Raw genomic sequence first — 19,197 nt, 5'->3', positions numbered from 1 at the left:
CCCTACCTGCGTAAACACACAGCCGTGGCCCAAGTAGAATCCCTCCACTGTTCTACGCCAGAATTCATCTACGCAGATCAGAGGCAATGTGAGAAACGCTGCGATAGATCGTTTCTCACAATCTCTCACACGAGCTCCTTTTGATCTCCCCCGTGGAAGGCGTCAAGGGCCTCAGCCGCGCCCCTCATGTCCTCGGCTTCGATGGACACGTACTTGCGCTTAGTGAAGGCCGCGTTCGTGTGGCCGGCCCACGCGGCGAGGATGACGTCGGGCACCCCGCTCAGAGCGAGTGCCTTCAGGACCGAGTGCCGCGCGTCGTACAGCCGCACGCGGCGGAGCTCCAGGGTGGCCATGAAGTCGTAGGCGTACTCGCGCAGCTGCCGCGTGTTAAGCGGGACGCCCAGCTCGTCGACGGCGACGTAGCCGGAGTCTGTGTAGCCCTCCCCCGCCCTCTCCTGCTCCTGCGCTTGGCGGATGCGCAGAGCGCGGAGCGCCTCCCAGGGGCCGCGGGGCAGCGGGAGCACTCGCTCGCCGGATGCGGTCTTGGTGTCCTTCTCCAGCACGCGATGGTTGCCGATCATCGTCCGCGTCTGGTTGATGGACAGCAGCCCCACCTCGAGGTCGACGTCCGACCAGCGCACACCGCAGACCTCAGCCGGCCGCAGACCCATCAGCGACAGCAGCAGCGGCGCAAAGAGCCGGTCCTCATGGATCCCACGGATGAAGGTCTGCACCTCCGCCACGGTCCACGGCTTGGCTCGGCCCCGCTCGCGCTTGTCGGTCTTCTTGTCGGCGAGTGACGGCCTTACCTCAGCGGCGACATTGACGGCGACAAGCTTGCGGACCACGGCCCGGGCCAGGGCCCCGCGGAGCCGCGTGAGGACTCCGTCGACAGTGCTGACAGCGAGGCGGGTGCCGCGCTCCCCGCCCCTTCTGCGCCCTCCGGCGACCAGCTCGTCGATGAAGTCGCGGACGTCGTCCTCGGTGAGCTCCTGCAGGCGGATGTGCCCGAGTTCGTCGTAGACGTGCACCAGGGCGAGCCGGTAGGTGCGGATGGTCGTCTCCTCGACGTCCCGCTGCTTGTACTCCAGCCACTGATCCAGCCACTCAGCTAGCGTGATCTTGTTGGGCACGATCAGCGTGCCCGCGTCGCGACCGGCCTGGATCCGCGCCCGCTCCGCGAGGACTTCCTTCTTGGTGTCTTTGGTGATCGTGAGCTGGATCCGCTTGCCGTTCTCATCCCGACCGGCGTCGACCATGGTCCGGTATCGGACCTTGCCGTCACGTAGCACGATCTTCTTCGGCTCTGCCATGTCGCCCCTTCCGTGCGGCTACGGCTGGCGGGAGCAGTCGCCGAGCCGGGTGCTAGTGACAGTGTGTCGCGTCCGCCAAGCCTGAGGCAGGGGTATGACACCCAGCGGCGATCACATCGGATCGCCGGGAGATGGGGAGCGTGTCCGCCGGACTCAGAGTCCCGAGACGCGCGGCAGGTGGCGCTGCTGAGGGCCCGTAACAGCACTTCCCGCGGCCCCTTTCTGTTCTCCAGCCATCGCCTCGCTGCAACTCTCCAAGGGTCCTTGGGAGGCTTTGTAAAAGCGAGCCCGGATCATCCACTGGCACTGAGCACCAACCAGCCAGGAGGATCTCATGTCGCACGACGGAGCCCGTCTCATCTCGTCCTGCATCCACTGCAAGCGTCCGGTTGCGGAGTTCGCGCACCCGCTCACGGGGCTGCCGCAGCCGCCCGTCCACTGCACCGTTCCGGGCGAGCCGATCGACTGCCCCGAGTAGCCCGGCCCTCACGGCAAGGGGCCCCGCGATGCACGCTCGCGGGGCCCTTGCTGCTCCTGGGGCTGTCGCTGGGATGCGGAACGCGAGAGGATCGCACGCATGGAAGCAGGGGATTGGGCGACATGGGCGGGTGCCGCTGGCGCCGGAGTGGCTGCGGTCGCGTCTGTAGCAGTGTGGTGGAGGGGGCGGAGCGCGATCACGTGGGAGCTGCAGCTGGCTGAACACGGTCGTTCCCGGGTCGTCAACTCAGGCAGCGGCAAGGCCCGTGACGTGCACTTCCGAGTCGGGTCGGCCGCCAACGCGGCGGACGTCGACACGGAAGCGCGGGTCAGTCTGGTGTCACCGGGGGAACCCGTGCCGGTCCTGGTGGCCGCGACCTACGGCAGCGCCCTGGACTACGCCGTGGTTGTCACCTGGCGAGGCTGGCTCGGTCGGCGGCAGCGCTGGACGTACATCGTGAACTAGTCCCGGCATACAGGGATCAGCAGTCGTATCGTCGCAGCATGGAACAGAGCGAACGAATACAAGCTTGGTGGGACACCCTCGACGAGCCCACGCACCAGAGGATCCTGAAACTCGAGGGAGACGAAGCACTGCCGGCCGACATCGTCCCGGGCATGGTCGACGCCCACGTCCTGGTGGTCGGTACGAAGTGGCCCGCAGACGACGGCTATAGCTTCCATCAGCCCGAATCCCTGATCACATTCCTCGCGGACCAGCGCGAGGAAGAGTAGGCACGACAGCGCCCACCCTGGGGGACCTGGGGTGGCGGCAAAGGCCCCGCCCTAGCAGGCGGGGCCCGGTCGCGGGTCGGTCACAGCAGGTCTTGCTTGGTGAGGGTTTCATGTGGCCGCCAGCGGCCGTCTTCCCACTCCTCCACCCGTGCGCGTTCAGCATTCGTGTCGAACAGGAACCCACGAAGAAGGTTCTGCGCACGGTGTTCGCTCTCGCAGTCAAGCGATGCCTGACCTCCGTCCGCTCCGAAGGCTGTTACTCGCCAGGTTCTGTCGGGACTTGGCTCCATGACTGCTCCTCCGCGTGGTCCGAAAGCCACGAGTGTAGTGAGGGTCAGTCGCACCACCGCCTAAGGGAACGTTAGCGCTGGCCCTCGTATGCTCCTGCGGTCAGCTTAGGGAGGGGATTCAGTGGCAGATCTATGGAGTGTTGCGCTGGGTGGTGCCATCGCTCTCGTCGGCGGAGGTACAACTACCTACCTGCAGGCGCGAATGCAACGCCGCGCCACGCGCGTGCAATACCTGTGGGACAAGCGCGCCACGATGTACCAGGACCTTCTGCGCGATGGCGGCGGGAAGGTCGCACACAGGGATGACGACGGCGCCTTCGAGCAGTACGGCTGGGCTGACGAGAGAGAGAAGCTCAGGCGAGACCTAACCGCGCGAGTCCAACTGTTCGGCTCGCCCGCCGTCGAGGAGCGCTGGCGCGCCTTCTCACGCGCAGAGCAGCAGCTGGACTTCTACGTAGTCGAGAACCTGCTGGTGTCGGACGGTGACCGCAGCGCTGTGCTTAGCCATGACGCCGATCAGGATTCCGAGTATGTACGCCTGAAGGGCGAGGTGTCCGCAACTCGGCAGGCTCTTACCGAGCAGGCGCGGCGCGAGGTAGGCACGGATCCCCTATTGCGGGGATCCGGAGCTTAGCGGCACCTTACGCCAGGTACCACCACGGCCCCCACCTGCGGGTGGGGGCTTTCTCGCATCCGGAACTACCCCTGTCATATCCCTACCGCCCCGACGGCCTGCGGGTTTACGGTGCATCCATCGCCCCCCCCCCCCCCCCCCCCCCCCCCCCCCCCCCCCCCGGGGCCGGCGTCCCTCCCGGCCCTCCCCACGGGAGGCCTGCCGCGCGTCCAGCCCCGCGGCAGGCCGGACTTATGATGTGCCCGGATCCACGGGAGGGCAGCAGGGGATGCAGGACAGCCGATACCGGCAGGCGAGCCCGAGCAGCAGCAGCGGCGCACCTGGGGCCGCATTGGGGCGGTGGCTGCCGTCGGCGTCACGGTAGGGGCGATGGCAACGGGACTCGTTGTCCAGTACCTGGAGATCCATGAGCTCCGCGACCGGGCTGCATCGTCGTCAACGGCTGGCTGCCATGAAGCCCAGAAGCTGGTTGCGGACGTTGTCGCTCAGGCCCCGACGCGCACGGCGGGTGAAACCGAGTCCACGTATAACGCCGAGCAGGTCGCCTATAGGCCGCAGACCCTCAAGGCCGCGAACGCGATCCTCCAGAACCCCGACTGTTTCTCGGTCGGTGATCGGGCGTCCGCGCAGACGCTCGTCGATACGGCCAAGTCGACCAGCGGGCCGCTCACTCCTCAGCCTCGTCCTCGTACACGTGCGGCCGCCCGCCTTGCCAAGCGATGACCTCGGAGTCGCCGTGGACGAGCTCGTCGGGGTCGGGGATTTCGATCCGCCGCAGGAACTCGACCAGGTCGCGGTCGGAGTACGCCACGCCGAGGACGGTGTCGACGCCGTGGATGCGGATGACGACTCGCCGGCCGCCGGTGGGGGAGATCCGGTGCACGAGGATCGGCGCATGCTCCATGCGTCCAGCGTGCGGGGCTGCGGTCAGTCCAGCACGCCGAGCGCCCGGAGGGCGGTGTACTCGACACCCGGTGCACACAACACGGCTGAGAGCCGTCAGAGCCTCACATGCCCAGGCTGTCGAGCAGCGGCTGCATGCCGGCCAGGCGCGACGGGGCATCGACGAACGACCGGCCGGTCACGGCGATGAAGCGGCCGTCGCCGTACACCTCGACGGTGCCACCACCGACCGGCAGCCGCCGGCCCCGCTCGAGACTGCCGAACCCCCACACGTGCAGGCCGTCGCCACTGAGACTAACCTCGACCCACGTCGACGGAGCCAGGTCCAGAAGCCGCTGCGCCCAAGGCAGCGGCTGGCCGGACTCGTCGAGACAGTGGTCCAGGTCCACGCAAACGATGCCGTCGCCGTTCAGAACGAACCCCCGCCCGACGCCGGCCTTGCTGACAGCCGCAGACCGGTACGTCGACCACGTCTCAGGGTCCGTGCTGCTGGCCGCACGCCCGGCGGCCGTCAGGGGCACCTTGCGGGCCGTGTGCCGAATCCACCGCGGGCGAGACGTCAGCTCCGCCGGAACCGTCCGACGCGCTCGGCACGCGGCGGTGCGGCAGCGGCCCGAGCAGAAGCGGGCGTTGTGGGCATGCCGGGCGGCGAGATGGTCGCCGCACTGCTCGCACCGCCGTGTGTTCATACCCCCATGATACCGCCTGCTGTAACGGCAATCTAGGCTCTGACCTGCATGTTTGCCCTATCGGGTGAATGCCCGGAGCGCCCTGTCGGGCTCCTACCGACCGTCGCCACCAGACCCCCTGAACCGCCACCAGGGCCACGAACGACGGCCTGAGACCCCCTCCAGGGCCCTCTCAGGCCGGAATCCCCCAGACCCGTACCCAGCTTCAGCCGCAGCACCTCTCCGGTCTTCAGGGGGGTGGGGGGTGGGAGGGGGGCCCAGGGAGCCACGAAGCCCCGGCGCCTGGTGGCGGCCGGGGTCGTGGTCGACGCTGGGGTGACGCATGCTTCACGCCCATGGCTCCCGTGCGGCAGGAACGGAATCAGCATCCGCGCGGGTGGCTTTGACGTCGGGTCTGAGGGCGGTCAGGCCGCGTCGTTGTGGTCAGGCGTGACGTCAGGGGCCAGCGGCTCGGGGCCCAGCGCGAACACCCCGCCGGCCTTGCGCCTGAGCCACATCTGGCGGCCGCGGTCCATGTTCGTTCTGCCTTCACTCTGGTCGGCGTCGTCAGTGTCCACGCCGGGTTCCGTGGGGGTCGGGTGCAGCTCTCGCCACAGTTCGCGTCCCGCTGCAGTGCTGCGCTTCTGGTCAGGCATGGGCGTGCTCCTTCTCGGTGAACGTGGCGAGCATGGCGGGCAGGGACAGTTCGGCGGGGATGGTCCAGCGGGAGGGCGGCAGGTGCTGCTGCTTGACGGCCTGGGCGTGTACGAGGCGGGCGTCTTCGAGGGCCTGGTGCCGTCGTGCTGCTGCCTGCAGCTGGGGGATGGTCGGCACCCAGAAGTGGGCGCTGCTGCCGGCTGCCCACTTGAGGTAGGCGGGTGAGTAGTCGCGGCGCCTGACGTCGGGGGCGACCGCGCCGAAAGTGCTGTCGCGGCCGGCTCGGTCTTCGAGCGGCCAGGGCGGAGTCTCCCTGTCCTGCGGGCTGCCGGGCTTGCCATTTTTGGTCCATCGGGGCCACTGCTCGAACTGGTCGGCCATCTCTCCGGCGGTGAACAGGAGGTCGAGGGTGGGGCGGATGTTGGTCCGGTACTGCGGCGGGCCGGGGTTCATCACCTGGATGGTGAGGTTGGTCTGTGCGGCCCGGGTGTCGGTGTAGGCCTGAACGTTTTCAGGGGTGGGTCCGGTGGTGCGCGTGTCCTGCAGTACGGATTGGAGCCGCTCGTGGAGGTGCTGGAAGGCGGGCGCGGAGTTCTGCTCAATGTGGAACTGGCGTGCGTCTTCGGCGCGCTGGGCGGCTTCGGTGAGGACGGCGAGGAGGTTCTGGTTCTCGGCGAGGCGCATGCTGTCGCGCCAGGCGGAACCCCAGTTGTGGGCGGCGAGGTCGTCGGGCAATCGGCCGCCGGCGGCGAGGTCGACGATCTGCTCGGTGAGCTTCTGTCGGGCGGGCAGGAGGCCCATCGCGTTGGGGTCGACGGTGAACGTGGCGGTGCGGACGGCGTTGAGGCGTTCGTTGATGGTGGCGACGGCCCGATCCCGGTCGTCGTAGCCGGGGATGGCGTGGAGTGCGCTGGTGAGCTCGTCGGTCATGGCGTTCCTTTCGTCAGGTGCGGCGGAGGGGATGGTGATTCCGGGCTGTGTCGCGATGGCTTCCGTATCGGTCACTGGGACTCCGGATGGGGCTGGTAGCGGGGGCAGACGGGGGCGTGCGCGTCAGTACAGGGGCTGTGCCGGTCGGTGTGGAGGCGGGCGCCGCAGCCGGTGGGGCACAGCCGGTACTTGCCGCGGCGAACGGGAGTACTGCAGGCCTCGCAGAGGAGCGGCTCCCGCCGCCGCGTCCGAGTCACTTCGCCATCTCCTTCGGGCTGGCGATGTAGGGGTGGACGTCGAAGCGTGGGGACGGCTTGCGCCCGCGCCGACCGGTCTCGGGCGGCGGGATCAGGGCGAGCCAGCCGTATTCCTCCAGCTGCAGGAGGACGTCGTTCATGACGTCCATCTCCGTGGCCCACTCGCGGCCCTTGAGTGCCTGCCAGGCGTCGCGGGCAGAGAAGGAGTCCCCTGGGTTGTTGCGCCCCTTGAGCCAGGCGAGGACGTCCCTGAGGGGCTTGACGGCGCCTTCGCGGTTCTTGCCCATGAGGTCGAAGACGGCTCGGGCGTGAGCGATGAAGTACGGGGCCATGGCGATGACGTCTGTGATGCGTTGGTGGCTGATCTCCCGGGCGCCGGGGTCCTCGTAGAGGGTGAGGCAGGCCGCGATGCGGATGAGCTGGCCACGGAGCTTGCCGGCCCAGTCGGCCAGGTCGTGCAGGTCGCCACCGGGCTTCCGCCGCTTGGCGAACGCATTGTAGAAGTCGCCGAACGCCTGCCGTGCCGGAGCCGACAGCTCGATCGTGAGGACGTCGGGGCTGGCCCACACCTGCTTGATGAGGTCGCGGATCCGGTGGTCGTAGGCGCTGGACAGCTGCGCCGGGATGGACGGGGAGTCGAAGGTGTCTTCCTCGGTCGGGGCGGGCTTGGCATACAGGAAGCGGCCCAGGAGACCGGACTGCCTGAACTCGGGGTTCTGTTTCTCCAGTCCGGAGATGATGCCCGGCTGGACAATCAACCCGAGGGCCAGGAACGTGTGCGCCATCCGCGCGGAGGCCCGACCGGTGCGGTCGATGGTGTACGGGCCGCCGGTGTACGCCTCCAGGAGCAGGTCGGTGTTGGCCTTGCCGTTGTTGCCGTACAGGCCGGCCGCGACCTTGAACAGGCCGCCCTCGGAGGCGAGGGAGCCGATCCGGCCGCCCTGCTCGTACATGCGCTTGGCGAGCGCTTCGAGGGTGATGTCGCGGACCAGGAGCCGCGGCAACTCGGGGGCGTCGCCGAGTTCGAGGAGCTTCACACGGGCCGCCTCCGCATCTGCCTCAGCCTCGAGGCGCTTGTCCGGGGCGGCGTTGGCCGCGTTCTGCTCGGCCTTACTCATGCGGGCCGTGGTGATGCGGATCTCCTGGGCGGTCGCTTCGACGTCGGGGCGAGCCGCCTCCATCAGCTCTTCCTCGATCTCACGTAGCGGCCCGGCAGCGGCGTTCAGGGCCGGGGTCTTCTTCTCGGAAGAGTCGGCCAGGGCGGCCAGGTAGAGCGCGGTCGACTCCTGCCAGTCGGCCTTCACCTGCACACGGCGCCGGCCACCGGTCGCGGTGGAGATGGTGGCCAGCGCGGCGAACGCGACGAGGTCGACGGGCACCTGCAGGGACGCGGCAGCCGCAGTAACGAACTCACCCAGTCCCCCGAGGGAGGCCACAGGGAAGGGCGGTACCGGGGCGGCGGCCAGGGACACCGGCTCGTCCCACCCTCCATCCAGGATCTGTGTCCCAGAAATCCCAGAACTCGGGTCCGGTCCCGCCCCCTGAGATGGCACTGCCATTTTGGGATTTGTGGGATGCGAATCCGGGGTGAGCAGATCCTCGTATCCGAGCCCCGCGGCCAGGTGGTCGGAGACGTCCTTACCGCGGGCCGGCTCCAGCACCCGGACGGGAATTCCGGCGGCCCCAACGGAGGCAACGACAGTCGCGGCGTGCTTGGCGCCCGGCTCGTCGCGGTCCCGGATCACAATGATCTCGGAAGCCCCGACCAGGGCTCGCGTGTAGTCGTCGTGCCACTTCCCCGCCCCTCCCACGTTGCAGGTGGCGGTGGCGCCGGTCTCCCTCAGGTTGTCGGCGTCCTTCTCGCCCTCGACCACGAACACCGGGCCGCCGGCCGCGGCAGCAGCCAGCACCTCGGGCAGCCGGTAGAGCACGCGGCGGATCCCGGCGACGCCCGGGGTCTTGTCCGGCTTGTACTGCCGGAACGTCTTCCGCTCCCCGTCGTAGCCCGGCTCGATGCGCCGGACCAGGTACAGAACTTCGCCGTGCTCGTCGGTGTACGGGTACTCGGCGACGACCTTGGGTCGCTCCCGCTGCTGCAGCGGCTCGTCGAAGAGATCGGCCATGGTCAGGCCGAGGGCCGCGACGACGGCCTCTGTGGGACACCCGGCCTGGCAGTAGATGGCCACGCCCTTCGTGCCGTTAGTGACCGACAGGGAGGGCGCGTTGTCCTCGTGGGCGACGCACTGCCAAGAGTTGCCGCGGCCCTTGCTCCCCTTGGCGTTCAGCGCGTCGATGACGCGCCGGTATGCGCTCATGCGGCCACCGCCGGATCAGTCCGGAGGACCACCACGTAAGTGGTCCCGCACGGGCCGGTCTTCAGGACGGAGCGGACGAGCGGCAGCGGCGCGCGGTGCAGGTGCGGGTGTCCGCACCCAGGGCACCGCTCGACCTTCACCTGTCGGTGCCACTTGTGGGACCGGGAACGGTAGGTATCAATGCGACCCTCTACGCGACGGGGTTCACCCTGCGGTACGTTGGTAGCAGTCGACCCGCTGCCGGCGGAGACTTCCTGAGACGCCCCGGATACGAGCCGGGGCGTCTTTGCGTTCTGGCTCATGCGGCTCCTCGCTCCTCCCCGGACAGCAGGCGGACGAGGTCTGCGGTGATGACGACGTACCGGCTGCCGAACGGGATGGTCTTGACGGGCGAGTCGCCCTGCTTGATGCGGTCGAGCAGATGCTGCCTGCTGCAGCCGAGTGCGCTGGCGGCGATGGGGATGCTCACTGTCGCCGGCCAGGTGCGGACCTCGGCGAGTGTCGGCTGAGTCTTCGTGGTCTTGGCCCCGGTGGGCAGCGCGGCGATGCGGTTACGCGGCATGGGCTTCCTCTTCGGTGAGGAGGTCTTCGATCGACCGGCCGAGGGCGTCGGCGATCGCGGCGAGGACGGTGATGGGTGGTGTGACGCGTCCGCGCTCGTACTCTTGGATGGAGTAGGCGGAGCGGGCGATGGTGATCGCGAGAAGTTCGATGGAGATGCCTGCGGCCTTGCGGGATTCGCGGAGGCGGCGGCCTGAGAAGTGCCGAGCCATCGGGATGTGTCTCCTGAAAACACGAACGCCGAGCACGACTGACCGGTCTTCGGTCTCAGTCGTCTCGGCTTCCCGTGTCGGGGGGTTCCCGCCTGCCGTGTCGGTGGCTGGGTCCCGCCGTTCGCCCTTGCGTGCGCAACGCCATTCGGCTGCCCGTCCGTGTCGGTCGGGCTGCGCCCCTGGGGGCTAGAACTCGGTGTTCTCTTTGGCCGAGAACTGTACTACCGGGAAGCCGATACGGGTAGTCCCTCTCGGCTGGATCTTTCGTGCTTCGCTGTCAGCCGTAACGACAGGTCAGGTGTCAGAAGGTGTCAGGCCGACCGTCAGAACCGCCTGACACCCGCTCCCGCCTAGGAGAATGGGTGTCAGACCGGTCTGACGCGTCAGAGGTGTCAGGGGTGTCAGGCGTCGGCCATGGCGGGCACGATCCGGTACCGGCCGGGCTTGGCGGTGATGGCCAGGCGGCCGTCCTGGATGAGCCGTTGCAGCTCTCCGGAGACCCATCCGCGCTTCCGGCCGAGCCGTTCGCCGTGCTTCAACACGTCGACCGGACCGATCACCATGGTGCCCGCGCTCTCGTACTCGGCGAGGATCTCCTCGAGGACATCGCGCGCCTGGTCCGCGTTGAGGTCGCGCCCCTCCAGTTGCCCGAAGGGGACGTCCTCCTCGCCCGGCCGCGGCGGCGGCAGTTCCTCGCGCGGGTCGATGTCGAGGTCCTCGTCGTCGAGCCGGCTCACGGTCGTCTCCTCGTCCTCGTCGGCTACCGAGTTCTGCTCCTGATGGCGGGCGCGTTCCGTGTACGCCTTCCCCACGACGGATGCGGCGGCACCGGCGGTGATCGGGTCGGGCTTGGCGCCGTTCCGACCGGCCCATGCGGCCAGCGTCTCCATCAAAGACACGGAATCCCAGGTGAAGCGGCGGGTCCGGGCGGGCGACGCGTACAGGGCTTCGTCCACGCCGGGGGTGACGAGGTAGCAGTAACCGGGGCGGCGGTTGCCCCAGACGCCCGGGTGGGCGCCCGCGTCGAGTACTTCGTCGGGCAGGGCGAAGCCTTCGTCGCGCTTGTCGACTCCGAAGCACAGGACCGAGGGCAACGACGCGCGGGTGCTGGTCGACATCTGGTCGTGACTGGGCCGCTGGAGCGAGACAACGAGGGAGACGCCGGCGGAGCGGGCTTCTTGGGCGATGCCGGTGAACGCGTCGTCGCCGAGGGCGCGCAGCGTGTTCGCGGCCTCTTCGAACCACGTGACCAGGTAGGGCATGCCCTCGCAGCCGCACGGGCCATTCGGCTTGCAGGAGTGTTGGGGGTTGTCCTGAGTGCCGGCGCACACGGGTTCCCAGGCCCGGTACTTGTGGAGGCCGAGCCAGCGGGTGCGGGCGGGAATGACGGCCTGGACGGCTTCGACCATGGCCTCGGTGCCGGCTCCCGCCTCGACCGCCCAGTCGATGCCGGGCAGCAGGGGGCGGAAGTCCTGGAAGCTCTTCGGGTCGGACAGCCAGACGACGACGTCCTTCCTCGACAGGATCTCTGTCAGAACGTTCAGGGCCCCGTCGCCCTTGCCGGATCCGGTGCCACCTGCGATGAGCAGGTGGGTCCCGTTGCGGCCGGCGGGAACGTCTGCGGGCAGCCACATCATCAGCGGGTCGCCGTTGTCGTATCGGCCGATGACGAGCGGGTCCGCGATCGAGCCGCCCGGCAGGGCCGGCCCCTCCCACAGGACGATCTCGGACAGCATGTCCATGGGGACGATGACCAGGTCGCCGCGGCGGGCCGAGTCGGGGTCGGGGCTGTAGCGGATGGCGGTGGTCGGCAGATCCAGCGCGGACGCGATGCGGGCCAGGGCACGGGCCGCGTCTTCGTTGGTCTGCTCGCCACCCTCAAGGGCCAGCGGTACGGTCACCCGATTCGGCTCGACCTTGGCCTCTCCGAACTTGGCCTTGGCCAGGCCGACCTTCTCCAGCAGACCGCCGTCGGAGGATGCCGCCTTGGCACCGTCGGGGTCACGGCGCATGATCTGCCGAACGTTCCACGACAGGGCGCCGACGATCCCGCCGACGAACCACATGTCCCAGCTCGGCCCGAACAGGGCGGCCGACGTGAACCAGGACGAGCCGGCGGCCACGGTGATGGCCGAGTGCAGGCGCCGTTCCTTGCCCGTCGACCTGGCGGCCCACCAGGTGGAGCCGGTCAGGGCCACGGAGCCGAGCGTGAGGAGAACCCCCATGCCGGTGTCGCCTTCCCACACCAGGTTCGCGGCGGCGCCGGTGATGCCGACCGTTCCGACGCCGAGCCACGGCGGCAGGTACGGCTTCGCCCGGTGGAGCAGGTAGCCCTTGATGCCGCCCTTGTCGGAACCGCCTTTGAGCTGGTCTTCGTGCCGCTGCTCGATGTCTTTGCCGGTCATGGGGGGTGCCTCCTCTCAGTACTGGAACGGGCGGGCCTGTGCCGGCCGGTTCGGGGTGCGGGCGGACATGATGTCGGCGTACTCGCGCTGGAACGCGGCGTAGGTGGCCGCGGCCAGGGCCGCCGCGTCGGCGAGGGCTTCGCCGGACTTCTTCAGCTTCCGGGCGACCTTCCGGGCCCTCAGCTTGTGCTGGATGAAGTTGTCGTCCTTCAGGCCGCTGGCCTGGGACAGGGCGGCCTGCAGGATCTCGGCGGCGACCATCACCTCGATGGAGGCGTGGACGCCGAACGCGCGGAGGGTGTTGCAGTAGTTCCGCAGCTCGGCCGCGGACCCGAACTCGGGGTCGGGGAGCATCAGCTGAGAGCGGCCGTAGTTGCCGCCCCGGCCCTGGCCGCCGCCGGTCGTAGTGGTCTTGGTCGAGTTGACGTTGATGTTCGGGCCGAAGCTGAACGAGGGCCCGTGCTTGGTCTTGCTGCTGCCGCCCTTGGTCTGCGGGTTGCTGCTGGTGCGCTGCCCGTTGATCGGCATCAGATGTCCTCCAGCTCGGTCCGGGTGGATCCCGGCTCCCACCGCACCCCCACGCACGCTCGGCGCGGGGGACGGAAGGGGCCGGCTCTACCGGTAGGCGGCGCGGTCGAGCTTGTTCCGCTCCCGTCGCACGGTCGCCTCGACGGATGCCTGTTTGGCGTCCGGAACCCTGGCGAGGATCGCTTCGACGGCCTCCTCGCGGGACGCTCCGGCCTTCAGCTCGACGCGCGCCAGGTGCGAGATGTTCGGGCCCTGCTCGACCTGTTCGCGAACCGTGTTCGCCCTGTTCAACACCGGTTCGGGGAGCCCCGAACCGTGGTCGTGTTCGCGGACCTGTTCGGCCGTGATCACTTTCCCGGCACCGGGAAAGTAATCGAGCCCGGCGAGCTCGTTCAGGTCCCGCTCGGCGGCCAGCAGCTCGAGGCGTGCGGCGACTTCCGCTTTCGCTGCCTGGCGGCGGACACCGGCGATGGCGAGCTTGGCGTTCGCCTTCGACATCTCCGCGGCCACCCACTGGGAGTCGGCCGGCGACAGGTCCTTGTCGATGTGCTTGAAGACGGCCCACCACAGCACCTTCGCGACGATTGAGACGGCCGCTCCGACCGCGGCCATCTGCCAGCCTCCGGCCAGCATCCCCTCGAGGAAGATGGCGGCCGCCGCGACGAGGGCGAGCGCCCAACCGACCTTGCGGGGGAAGTCCCGCTTGGCCGGGTCGAAGCGGGCCAGCCACTCCAGCAGCAGCACGGCCAGCCACGCCGCGTCGAAGACCATGCCGGCCGCGTAGCCGACGCCACCGCCCAGCAGGTTGCCGATGCTGTGCGTCGACCAGACGATCGCGACGAGCGTGAGGGCCAGGACGAGGCCGCTGACGCCGACGAGCGCCATCTGGTCCTTGTCCTTGGGGAGCTTCGGCATGCGGACCGTGTACGGCTCCGACACCTGGTTCGTGGTGCCGTCGATGGTCCGGTCGACGAGCTGGTGCCGGATCTCCTTGATGAACTTCATCGGGCCTCTCCGTTCTTGTCGTCGGTCGGCTCTGAGATGGCGAGGAGGAGGATCTGAAGGCTGGCCTGCAGGCTGCCGATCAGTCGGCACAGGTCGAGGTCCGTGGCGTTCTCGAAGTCGAACTGCTCGCACTTGGCGAGCAGCTGCCGGGCCGTCTGTGCGGCGCGGGCGGTCATTCCCGGGGTGCTCATTCGGAGACTCCTTCGGCTACGCGCACCACACGGTGGGCGGCCAGGTTGGCGCCGTGCCGATCCGAGGCACGGTTCGCGACGATCAGGGCGGCCATCAGGGCCGGAATCTCGGGGAGGGGCCGGGCCGACCGGCCGACGGAACGCAGCGCGGCGTTCTCCGTCGGCCGGCGAATCGGCCAGTGCGAGCTCACTCGCCGTCCTGCGGTTCGATCGGGTCGCTGCCGCCCTGCCCGCACCAGTCGCATGCGGTGGAGGCGGCCTTCGGGGCGCTCACGACGTTCCGTCCTGGGCGTCGAGGCTGTCGACGAGCCGCCTCAGCGCCATGTCCAGGTGGACGGCCGCTCGCAGCATGGCCTTGTGGTCGTGGATGTTCGCGGACTGCTGCTCGTCCAGCGCCTGGCGGGCGAGACGACGGCTGACGGTCACGGACTCGATCGCCTGCTCGTCGCCGGGACCGTACAGCGGCGTGTAGGCGCTCATGACTCGTCCTCCTGAAGCGACTGCAGGCGGGCCCGTAGCGGCAGCAGCGTGTACAGCGCGTGCGCGGTGAGGGTGGCGGCCAGATCGCCGAGGCCGGCGGGACCGAACTCGTAGTGCTCGCCCTCGATCTCGACGGCCGCCCACACCCCGCGGTGCCCGTGCTCCGAGTACGGGTACTGCGACAGGAACGCCGTCAGCAGGGTGACGTCCCCGGTCCCCGGGATGTGGATCGTGGCCGGCTGTTCGACGCCCTGGTGGTGGATGTCCGCCCGGTGGATGTCGTCCCGGTGGGCGATGGCGCACCAGGAGGGCTCGGGCACCTCGACGACGCCGTGGTCGACCGTTCGTACCGACACGATGCGGGGGGCGGTCACAGCTGCACCCGGCCCTGCTCGCGGAGCTCGGTCAGCTGGGCGTGGACCTTGCGGAAGCCGGCCAGCTGCGCCTCGAGGGTCAGGATGACCGCGGCCAGGCCGTCGGGGTCCAGGCTCTCCATGAAGTGGTCGTCGACGATCTCGACCTGGGCGTGCGGCACGCGCTCGTGCATGTGCTTCGAGAACGGCTCCTGCCGGATGTACGCGGACAGGACGCGGAACTCCTCGACGTTGCCGGGTCCCTCGGTGAGGGGCAGGTACACGTTGGACGGGTCGGTCTGGCACCAGACGTCATACGGGTGGGTCGGCGTCTCACGGTCGCCGTCGTGGTCGACGGTGCAGCCGGCCAGGCAGGTGACCTCCTGCAGCTTGTCGGTGGTGCGGTCGATGAACGTCCACGTGCGGGGGACCGGCTTGGCGACGAGCTCGGCGACGAGGGGGAACTGCGCGTCGACGGAGCGCTGCGCGGCCTCCTGCTCGACGACCTCGCGGGACTTGGCCGTCGGCTGCGTCGGGACCGCGGACAGCTTCGGCTCCGGACGGAACATGCGGGGCAGGTCGGCGGGGATCGCGTTCACAGCGCCACCCCCAGCTCTGCCGCAGGGATGCCGCGCTCGTCGGCGTAGGCCTTGAGGGCGGAGCGGGGGATGCGGATGGTGCCGCGGCCGACGCCGACGCGGTACGAGCCGATCAGGCCTGTCCGGACGGCGACATACACGGTGGACTTGTCGACGTCCAGGAACTCGGCGACGTCCTTGACCTTGAGGGCCCCGGCGCCAGGGCGCACGGGGGTAGAGTTCTCCTGCATCTGCTTTCTCCAAGGCTCGATGCGCGGCCCTGACGGGCTCGGTGTTGGTAGCACCGGGACCCCCCCGTCGGGGCCTTTTGCATGCCTGACTTGTCCCGGCCTGTCGTTCCGCCGGGCATGGCACTAAGGTGTCTTAAGAGGCTCTGTCATGTCAAGAGGCTTCGTAAGGTGTCTTAAGAAGGGAGAGTTTGGATGGCTGGGGAAGGCAAGCGGCTACCGGTCTACCGGGAGGCGGCTAACGAGATCATCGAGCGCATCAAGAGCGGAGAGCTGCAGCCTGGAGGGGCCGCCCCCTCGGCACGCCAGCTCGTGGAGAGCACTGGCATGAGCAGTGCGACGGCGGCCCGAGTGCTCGGCGTGCTCCGCGACGAGGGATGGATCGACACCGTTCCCGGGCGAGGAAGCTTCGTGAGGACGCCCGCCCCGCTGACACGGGGCGCGGACCGGCTGTCCATGCTCCGTGGCGGTGGAACCGGCCTTGCCGATGGCGAGCGGGTCGAGATCCTGCTCGGCATCACTACGCCGGCCGAACAGGAGGTCGCCGATGCCCTCGGCTTGAACGTGGGCGACCTGGTCGCCGTGCGCCGCCGACGCTACGTCGACACCGCGGGAGTCTCTGCGGTGTCCTCCACCTGGATCGCGGGCACCTTGGCACGCGAGCTGCCCGAGTTCACGCGAGCCGAGCCCCTCCCCTCGATGACCTTCGGGCTCATCGAGGAGCGGACCGGACGCCGGGCCACCCGACGGCGCGACGCCGTGTCCGTCCGCGCAGTACCCGACGAGGTGGCCTCGCTCCTCGGCGTACAGGCCGGCCGTGACGTCCTCGTGGTCACCAACCGGTACTGGGACCAGCACGGTGAACCCACCGAGTACGCCGTCGACTATCACGCGCCTGGCCGCGAACTCATGTCTGAGTACGACCTCGACTGACGATGAGGTGGGGATGAGCGCAGCGCAGCACCACCCCAACGCAAAGAAGGCCCCGCCGGATGACCGGCGGGGCCTTCGTCTTTTGCTACGACAGGCATCTCACACACGTATCACAGACCTACACACAGAGTGCTGCGTAATGCGCCCGTGACCTGCATTTTCCTGCGCGGCATGGACATGTGCGGTCCTCCATGGACGGCAGGTAAACTCCCTCCACGTGACTGCCAAGCCCCGCATCCCCAATGTCCTGGCCGGCCGCTACGCCTCCGCGGAGCTCGCCGTCCTGTGGTCCCCCGAGTACAAGGTGACGCTGGAGCGGCGGCTGTGGCTCGCCGTGCTGCGCGCCCAGAAGGACCTCGGTATCGAGGTCCCGGACGAGGCCCTCGCCGACTACGAGCGTGTTCTCGAAACCGTCGACCTCGCCTCCATCGCCGAGCGCGAGAAGGTCACCCGGCACGACGTGAAGGCCCGTATCGAGGAGTTCAACGCCCTCGCCGGTCACGAGCACGTCCACAAGGGCATGACCTCCCGCGACCTGACCGAGAACGTCGAGCAGCTGCAGATCCGGCTCTCGCTGGAGCTCGCCCGGGACCGCACGGTCGCCGTCCTCGCCCGCCTCGGCAAGCTGGCCGGCGAGCACGCCGAGCTGGTCATGGCCGGTCGCTCCCACAACGTGGCCGCGCAGGCCACCACGCTGGGCAAGCGCTTCGCCACCGCGGCGGACGAGCTGCTGGTGGCCTACGCCCGCCTCGAGGACCTGCTGGGCCGCTACCCGCTGCGCGGCATCAAGGGCCCCGTCGGCACCGCCCAGGACATGCTCGACCTGCTCGGTGGCGACGCCGCCAAGCTCGCCGACCTGGAGCAGCGGATCGCCGCCCACCTCGGCTTCGCCGAGGCCTTCACCTCGGTGGGCCAGGTCTACCCGCGCTCGCTCGACTACGACGTGGTCACCGCGCTGGTGCAGCTGGCCGCCGCCCCCTCGTCGATCGCCAAGACGATCCGCCTGATGGCCGGCCACGAGCTGGTGACCGAGGGCTTCAAGCCCGGCCAGGTCGGCTCCTCCGCGATGCCGCACAAGATGAACACCCGCTCCTGCGAGCGTGTGAACGGCCTGATGGTCATCCTGCGCGGCTACGCCTCGATGACCGGCGAGCTGGCCGGCGACCAGTGGAACGAGGGCGACGTCTCCTGCTCCGTGGTCCGCCGCGTGGCTCTGCCGGACGCCTTCTTCGCCTTCGACGGCCTGCTGGAGACCTTCCTGACGGTCCTCGACGAGTTCGGCGCCTTCCCGGCCGTCGTCGCCCGCGAGCTGGACCGCTACCTGCCCTTCCTCGCGACCACCAAGGTCCTGATGGGCGCGGTGCGGGCCGGTGTGGGCCGCGAGGCCGCCCACGAGGTCATCAAGGAGCACGCGGTGGCCTCCGCGCTGGCCATGCGCGAGCAGGGCGCCGAGCGCAACGAGCTGCTCGACAAGCTGGCCGCCGACGAGCGGATGCCGCTGGACCGGGCCCAGCTCGACGCCCTGATGGCCGACAAGCTGTCCTTCACGGGCGCCGCGGGCGACCAGGTCGCGGTGGTGGTCTCCCGTATCGAGGCGATCGCCAAGCAGCACCCGGAGGCCGCCGGGTACGCGCCGGGGTCGATCCTCTGACCCCCGACGAGCTGAACGCCGCCCGTGACCGCGTCCTCCCGGACGTGGTCGCGGGCGGTCTGCGTGTGCTCTTCTGCGGAATCAACCCCGGACTCCTCTCCGCCGCGACGGGCCACCACTTCGCCCGCCCCGGCAACCGCTTCTGGCCCGTCCTGCACCTCTCGGGCTTCACCCCTCGCCGGCTGGCCCCCGCGGAACAGGAAGAGCTGCTGACCTATCGCCTCGGCATCACCAACGTCGTGGCCCGGGCCACGGCCCGCGCCGACGAACTGAGCGCCGAGGAGTTCCGCGAAGGGGGCCGCATCCTGACGGCCAAGGTGGAACTGCTGCGCCCCCAGTGGCTCGCGGTGGTCGGCGTCACGGCCTACCGCACCGCATTCGGCGACCGGAAGGCCCAGATCGGCCCCCAGGAGCGGACCATCGGCGCCACCCGCGTCTGGGCCCTCCCCAACCCGAGCGGTCTCAACGCCCACTGGACCGCCGAGTCCATGGCCCAGGAGTACGCCCGCCTCCGAACGGCCGCGGAAGCCTCCGAAGCCGGCGACGACTAGGTCGTCTCTTTCGGATCTTGTCGGTCGAGCCCGGGTCGTCCGGTGCGGTGCCTCGCAAGGCGGAGGGGCGCTCGTGTACTGGACGTACTCGGGTGCTCCGACAACGCGGCGAGGTGCCGTGTCGGGCGGGCCGGGCCCGGCAAGATCCGAAAGAGACGACCTAGGAGCTGTCCGGCGGCTCATGCGCCGGCGGGCCGTATTGCCGTACTCGGACGGCGCGGGCATCCGGAGTGCGGCATAGATCACTCACGGCTTGTCCGCGTTCCAGACCGTTCCCGCCCTGGCTCTGCTTGGCTGGTGGCTCTGACGATCACAGGAGGTC

Annotated in this window: 24 protein-coding genes; 7 read left to right on the top strand and 17 right to left on the bottom strand. The window is 69.2% G+C overall.

Annotation, left to right across the window (positions count from 1 at the left end):
• Positions 1-125: 125 nt before the first annotated feature.
• Positions 126-1,313 (bottom strand): site-specific integrase, encoded by a 1,188-nt coding sequence (locus ACWG52_RS31505; protein WP_453126600.1) that lies wholly within the window; start codon positions 1,311-1,313, stop codon positions 126-128.
• Positions 1,314-1,647: 334 nt separating this feature from the next.
• On the opposite strand from ACWG52_RS31505, the gene ACWG52_RS31500 reads away from it, so the two are divergent.
• The 4 genes from ACWG52_RS31500 to ACWG52_RS31485 all read left to right on the top strand — a co-directional run bounded on the left by ACWG52_RS31500 (position 1,648) and on the right by ACWG52_RS31485 (position 3,449).
• Complete coding sequence (locus ACWG52_RS31500) at positions 1,648-1,791, top strand: hypothetical protein (protein WP_453126599.1); 144 nt, start codon at positions 1,648-1,650, stop codon at positions 1,789-1,791.
• 270 nt (positions 1,792-2,061) lie between these two features.
• Positions 2,062-2,256 (top strand): hypothetical protein, encoded by a 195-nt coding sequence (locus ACWG52_RS31495; protein ID WP_453126598.1) that lies wholly within the window; start codon positions 2,062-2,064, stop codon positions 2,254-2,256.
• Between the two features lie 38 nt (positions 2,257-2,294).
• Positions 2,295-2,525, top strand: coding sequence for a hypothetical protein (locus ACWG52_RS31490; RefSeq protein ID WP_453126597.1), 231 nt, complete (start codon positions 2,295-2,297; stop codon positions 2,523-2,525).
• Between the two features lie 492 nt (positions 2,526-3,017).
• Positions 3,018-3,449: a hypothetical protein gene (locus tag ACWG52_RS31485; RefSeq protein ID WP_453126595.1), complete on the top strand. Its 432-nt coding sequence runs from the start codon at positions 3,018-3,020 to the stop codon at positions 3,447-3,449.
• Between the two features lie 667 nt (positions 3,450-4,116).
• Here ACWG52_RS31485 and ACWG52_RS31480 read toward each other — a convergent pair.
• The 16 genes from ACWG52_RS31480 to ACWG52_RS31405 all read right to left on the bottom strand — a co-directional run bounded on the left by ACWG52_RS31480 (position 4,117) and on the right by ACWG52_RS31405 (position 15,743).
• Positions 4,117-4,353, bottom strand: coding sequence for a hypothetical protein (locus ACWG52_RS31480; RefSeq protein WP_453126594.1), 237 nt, complete (start codon positions 4,351-4,353; stop codon positions 4,117-4,119).
• Positions 4,354-4,456: 103 nt separating this feature from the next.
• On the bottom strand, positions 4,457-4,741 hold the full coding sequence (locus ACWG52_RS31475) for a hypothetical protein (RefSeq protein WP_453126592.1): 285 nt from the start codon (positions 4,739-4,741) through the stop codon (positions 4,457-4,459).
• Between the two features lie 704 nt (positions 4,742-5,445).
• A complete protein-coding gene (locus ACWG52_RS31470) occupies positions 5,446-5,676 on the bottom strand; it encodes a hypothetical protein (RefSeq protein ID WP_453126590.1) in 231 nt (76 codons plus the stop codon).
• Positions 5,669-6,607, bottom strand: coding sequence for a hypothetical protein (locus ACWG52_RS31465; protein WP_453126588.1), 939 nt, complete (start codon positions 6,605-6,607; stop codon positions 5,669-5,671). Before ACWG52_RS31465 ends, ACWG52_RS31470 begins: the two co-directional genes overlap by 8 nt.
• A gap of 253 nt (positions 6,608-6,860) precedes the next feature.
• A complete protein-coding gene (locus ACWG52_RS31460) occupies positions 6,861-9,179 on the bottom strand; it encodes a DUF3987 domain-containing protein (protein WP_453126586.1) in 2,319 nt (772 codons plus the stop codon).
• 298 nt (positions 9,180-9,477) lie between these two features.
• The gene (locus ACWG52_RS31455; protein ID WP_453126584.1) at positions 9,478-9,741 is read right to left on the bottom strand and encodes a DNA-binding protein; all 264 of its coding nucleotides are present in this window, start codon (positions 9,739-9,741) and stop codon (positions 9,478-9,480) included.
• On the bottom strand, positions 9,731-9,952 hold the full coding sequence (locus ACWG52_RS31450) for a helix-turn-helix domain-containing protein (protein ID WP_453126582.1): 222 nt from the start codon (positions 9,950-9,952) through the stop codon (positions 9,731-9,733). Before ACWG52_RS31450 ends, ACWG52_RS31455 begins: the two co-directional genes overlap by 11 nt.
• Before the next feature lie 401 nt (positions 9,953-10,353).
• A complete protein-coding gene (gene traB / locus ACWG52_RS31445) occupies positions 10,354-12,357 on the bottom strand; it encodes a plasmid transfer protein TraB (protein ID WP_453126580.1) in 2,004 nt (667 codons plus the stop codon).
• A gap of 15 nt (positions 12,358-12,372) precedes the next feature.
• Positions 12,373-12,885 (bottom strand): plasmid transfer protein TraA, encoded by a 513-nt coding sequence (gene traA, locus ACWG52_RS31440; protein WP_453126578.1) that lies wholly within the window; start codon positions 12,883-12,885, stop codon positions 12,373-12,375.
• A gap of 87 nt (positions 12,886-12,972) precedes the next feature.
• On the bottom strand, positions 12,973-13,890 hold the full coding sequence (locus tag ACWG52_RS31435) for a hypothetical protein (RefSeq protein ID WP_453126576.1): 918 nt from the start codon (positions 13,888-13,890) through the stop codon (positions 12,973-12,975).
• A complete protein-coding gene (locus tag ACWG52_RS31430) occupies positions 13,887-14,081 on the bottom strand; it encodes a hypothetical protein (protein ID WP_453126574.1) in 195 nt (64 codons plus the stop codon). Before ACWG52_RS31430 ends, ACWG52_RS31435 begins: the two co-directional genes overlap by 4 nt.
• Positions 14,078-14,272, bottom strand: coding sequence for a hypothetical protein (locus ACWG52_RS31425; protein WP_453126572.1), 195 nt, complete (start codon positions 14,270-14,272; stop codon positions 14,078-14,080). Before ACWG52_RS31425 ends, ACWG52_RS31430 begins: the two co-directional genes overlap by 4 nt.
• Before the next feature lie 79 nt (positions 14,273-14,351).
• Positions 14,352-14,561 carry a hypothetical protein gene (locus tag ACWG52_RS31420; RefSeq protein WP_453126570.1) on the bottom strand — a complete coding sequence of 70 codons (210 nt, stop codon included), beginning with the start codon at positions 14,559-14,561 and terminating at the stop codon, positions 14,352-14,354.
• Positions 14,558-14,935, bottom strand: a complete 378-nt coding sequence (locus tag ACWG52_RS31415) for a DUF6907 domain-containing protein (RefSeq protein ID WP_453126569.1) — start codon at positions 14,933-14,935, stop codon at positions 14,558-14,560. The genes ACWG52_RS31420 and ACWG52_RS31415 overlap by 4 nt, the downstream gene beginning before the upstream one ends.
• Entirely contained in the window at positions 14,932-15,513 is a 582-nt protein-coding gene (locus tag ACWG52_RS31410) for a DUF6907 domain-containing protein (protein WP_453126567.1), read from the bottom strand. The genes ACWG52_RS31415 and ACWG52_RS31410 overlap by 4 nt, the downstream gene beginning before the upstream one ends.
• Positions 15,510-15,743: a helix-turn-helix domain-containing protein gene (locus ACWG52_RS31405; protein WP_453126566.1), complete on the bottom strand. Its 234-nt coding sequence runs from the start codon at positions 15,741-15,743 to the stop codon at positions 15,510-15,512. Before ACWG52_RS31405 ends, ACWG52_RS31410 begins: the two co-directional genes overlap by 4 nt.
• A 192-nt stretch (positions 15,744-15,935) precedes the next feature.
• Here ACWG52_RS31405 and ACWG52_RS31400 point away from each other — a divergent pair, with 192 nt between their 5' ends.
• The 3 genes from ACWG52_RS31400 to mug all read left to right on the top strand — a co-directional run bounded on the left by ACWG52_RS31400 (position 15,936) and on the right by mug (position 18,875).
• Positions 15,936-16,673, top strand: coding sequence for a GntR family transcriptional regulator (locus tag ACWG52_RS31400; protein WP_453126564.1), 738 nt, complete (start codon positions 15,936-15,938; stop codon positions 16,671-16,673).
• Positions 16,674-16,890: 217 nt separating this feature from the next.
• Positions 16,891-18,324: an adenylosuccinate lyase gene (gene purB, locus ACWG52_RS31395; protein WP_389808455.1), complete on the top strand. Its 1,434-nt coding sequence runs from the start codon at positions 16,891-16,893 to the stop codon at positions 18,322-18,324.
• Positions 18,321-18,875 (top strand): G/U mismatch-specific DNA glycosylase, encoded by a 555-nt coding sequence (mug, locus tag ACWG52_RS31390; RefSeq protein WP_386129381.1) that lies wholly within the window; start codon positions 18,321-18,323, stop codon positions 18,873-18,875. Before purB ends, mug begins: the two co-directional genes overlap by 4 nt.
• Positions 18,876-19,197 lie beyond the last annotated feature (322 nt).

The organism is Streptomyces sp. CLCI03 (genome assembly GCF_053615355.1).
The sequence above is the reverse complement of the archived record's forward strand: the minus strand, read 5'-3'. Positions and strand labels throughout refer to the sequence as shown.

What these genes read in the sequence shown, in the direction of transcription:
- ACWG52_RS31460 (WP_453126586.1), bottom strand. Translation starts at nt 9,179, where the DNA reads ATGAGCGCATACCGGCGCGTCATCGACGCGCTGAACGCCAAGGGGAGC.
- ACWG52_RS31485 (WP_453126595.1), top strand. Translation starts at nt 3,018, where the DNA reads ATGCAACGCCGCGCCACGCGCGTGCAATACCTGTGGGACAAGCGCGCC.
- ACWG52_RS31450 (WP_453126582.1), bottom strand. Translation starts at nt 9,952, where the DNA reads ATGGCTCGGCACTTCTCAGGCCGCCGCCTCCGCGAATCCCGCAAGGCC.
- ACWG52_RS31505 (WP_453126600.1), bottom strand. Translation starts at nt 1,313, where the DNA reads ATGGCAGAGCCGAAGAAGATCGTGCTACGTGACGGCAAGGTCCGATAC.
- ACWG52_RS31405 (WP_453126566.1), bottom strand. Translation starts at nt 15,743, where the DNA reads ATGCAGGAGAACTCTACCCCCGTGCGCCCTGGCGCCGGGGCCCTCAAG.
- ACWG52_RS31420 (WP_453126570.1), bottom strand. Translation starts at nt 14,561, where the DNA reads ATGAGCGCCTACACGCCGCTGTACGGTCCCGGCGACGAGCAGGCGATC.
- ACWG52_RS31400 (WP_453126564.1), top strand. Translation starts at nt 15,936, where the DNA reads ATGGCTGGGGAAGGCAAGCGGCTACCGGTCTACCGGGAGGCGGCTAAC.
- ACWG52_RS31430 (WP_453126574.1), bottom strand. Translation starts at nt 14,081, where the DNA reads ATGAGCACCCCGGGAATGACCGCCCGCGCCGCACAGACGGCCCGGCAG.
- ACWG52_RS31490 (WP_453126597.1), top strand. Translation starts at nt 2,295, where the DNA reads ATGGAACAGAGCGAACGAATACAAGCTTGGTGGGACACCCTCGACGAG.
- ACWG52_RS31465 (WP_453126588.1), bottom strand. Translation starts at nt 6,607, where the DNA reads ATGACCGACGAGCTCACCAGCGCACTCCACGCCATCCCCGGCTACGAC.
- traA (WP_453126578.1), bottom strand. Translation starts at nt 12,885, where the DNA reads ATGCCGATCAACGGGCAGCGCACCAGCAGCAACCCGCAGACCAAGGGC.
- ACWG52_RS31480 (WP_453126594.1), bottom strand. Translation starts at nt 4,353, where the DNA reads ATGGAGCATGCGCCGATCCTCGTGCACCGGATCTCCCCCACCGGCGGC.
- ACWG52_RS31500 (WP_453126599.1), top strand. Translation starts at nt 1,648, where the DNA reads ATGTCGCACGACGGAGCCCGTCTCATCTCGTCCTGCATCCACTGCAAG.
- traB (WP_453126580.1), bottom strand. Translation starts at nt 12,357, where the DNA reads ATGACCGGCAAAGACATCGAGCAGCGGCACGAAGACCAGCTCAAAGGC.
- ACWG52_RS31470 (WP_453126590.1), bottom strand. Translation starts at nt 5,676, where the DNA reads ATGCCTGACCAGAAGCGCAGCACTGCAGCGGGACGCGAACTGTGGCGA.
- ACWG52_RS31435 (WP_453126576.1), bottom strand. Translation starts at nt 13,890, where the DNA reads ATGAAGTTCATCAAGGAGATCCGGCACCAGCTCGTCGACCGGACCATC.
- ACWG52_RS31455 (WP_453126584.1), bottom strand. Translation starts at nt 9,741, where the DNA reads ATGCCGCGTAACCGCATCGCCGCGCTGCCCACCGGGGCCAAGACCACG.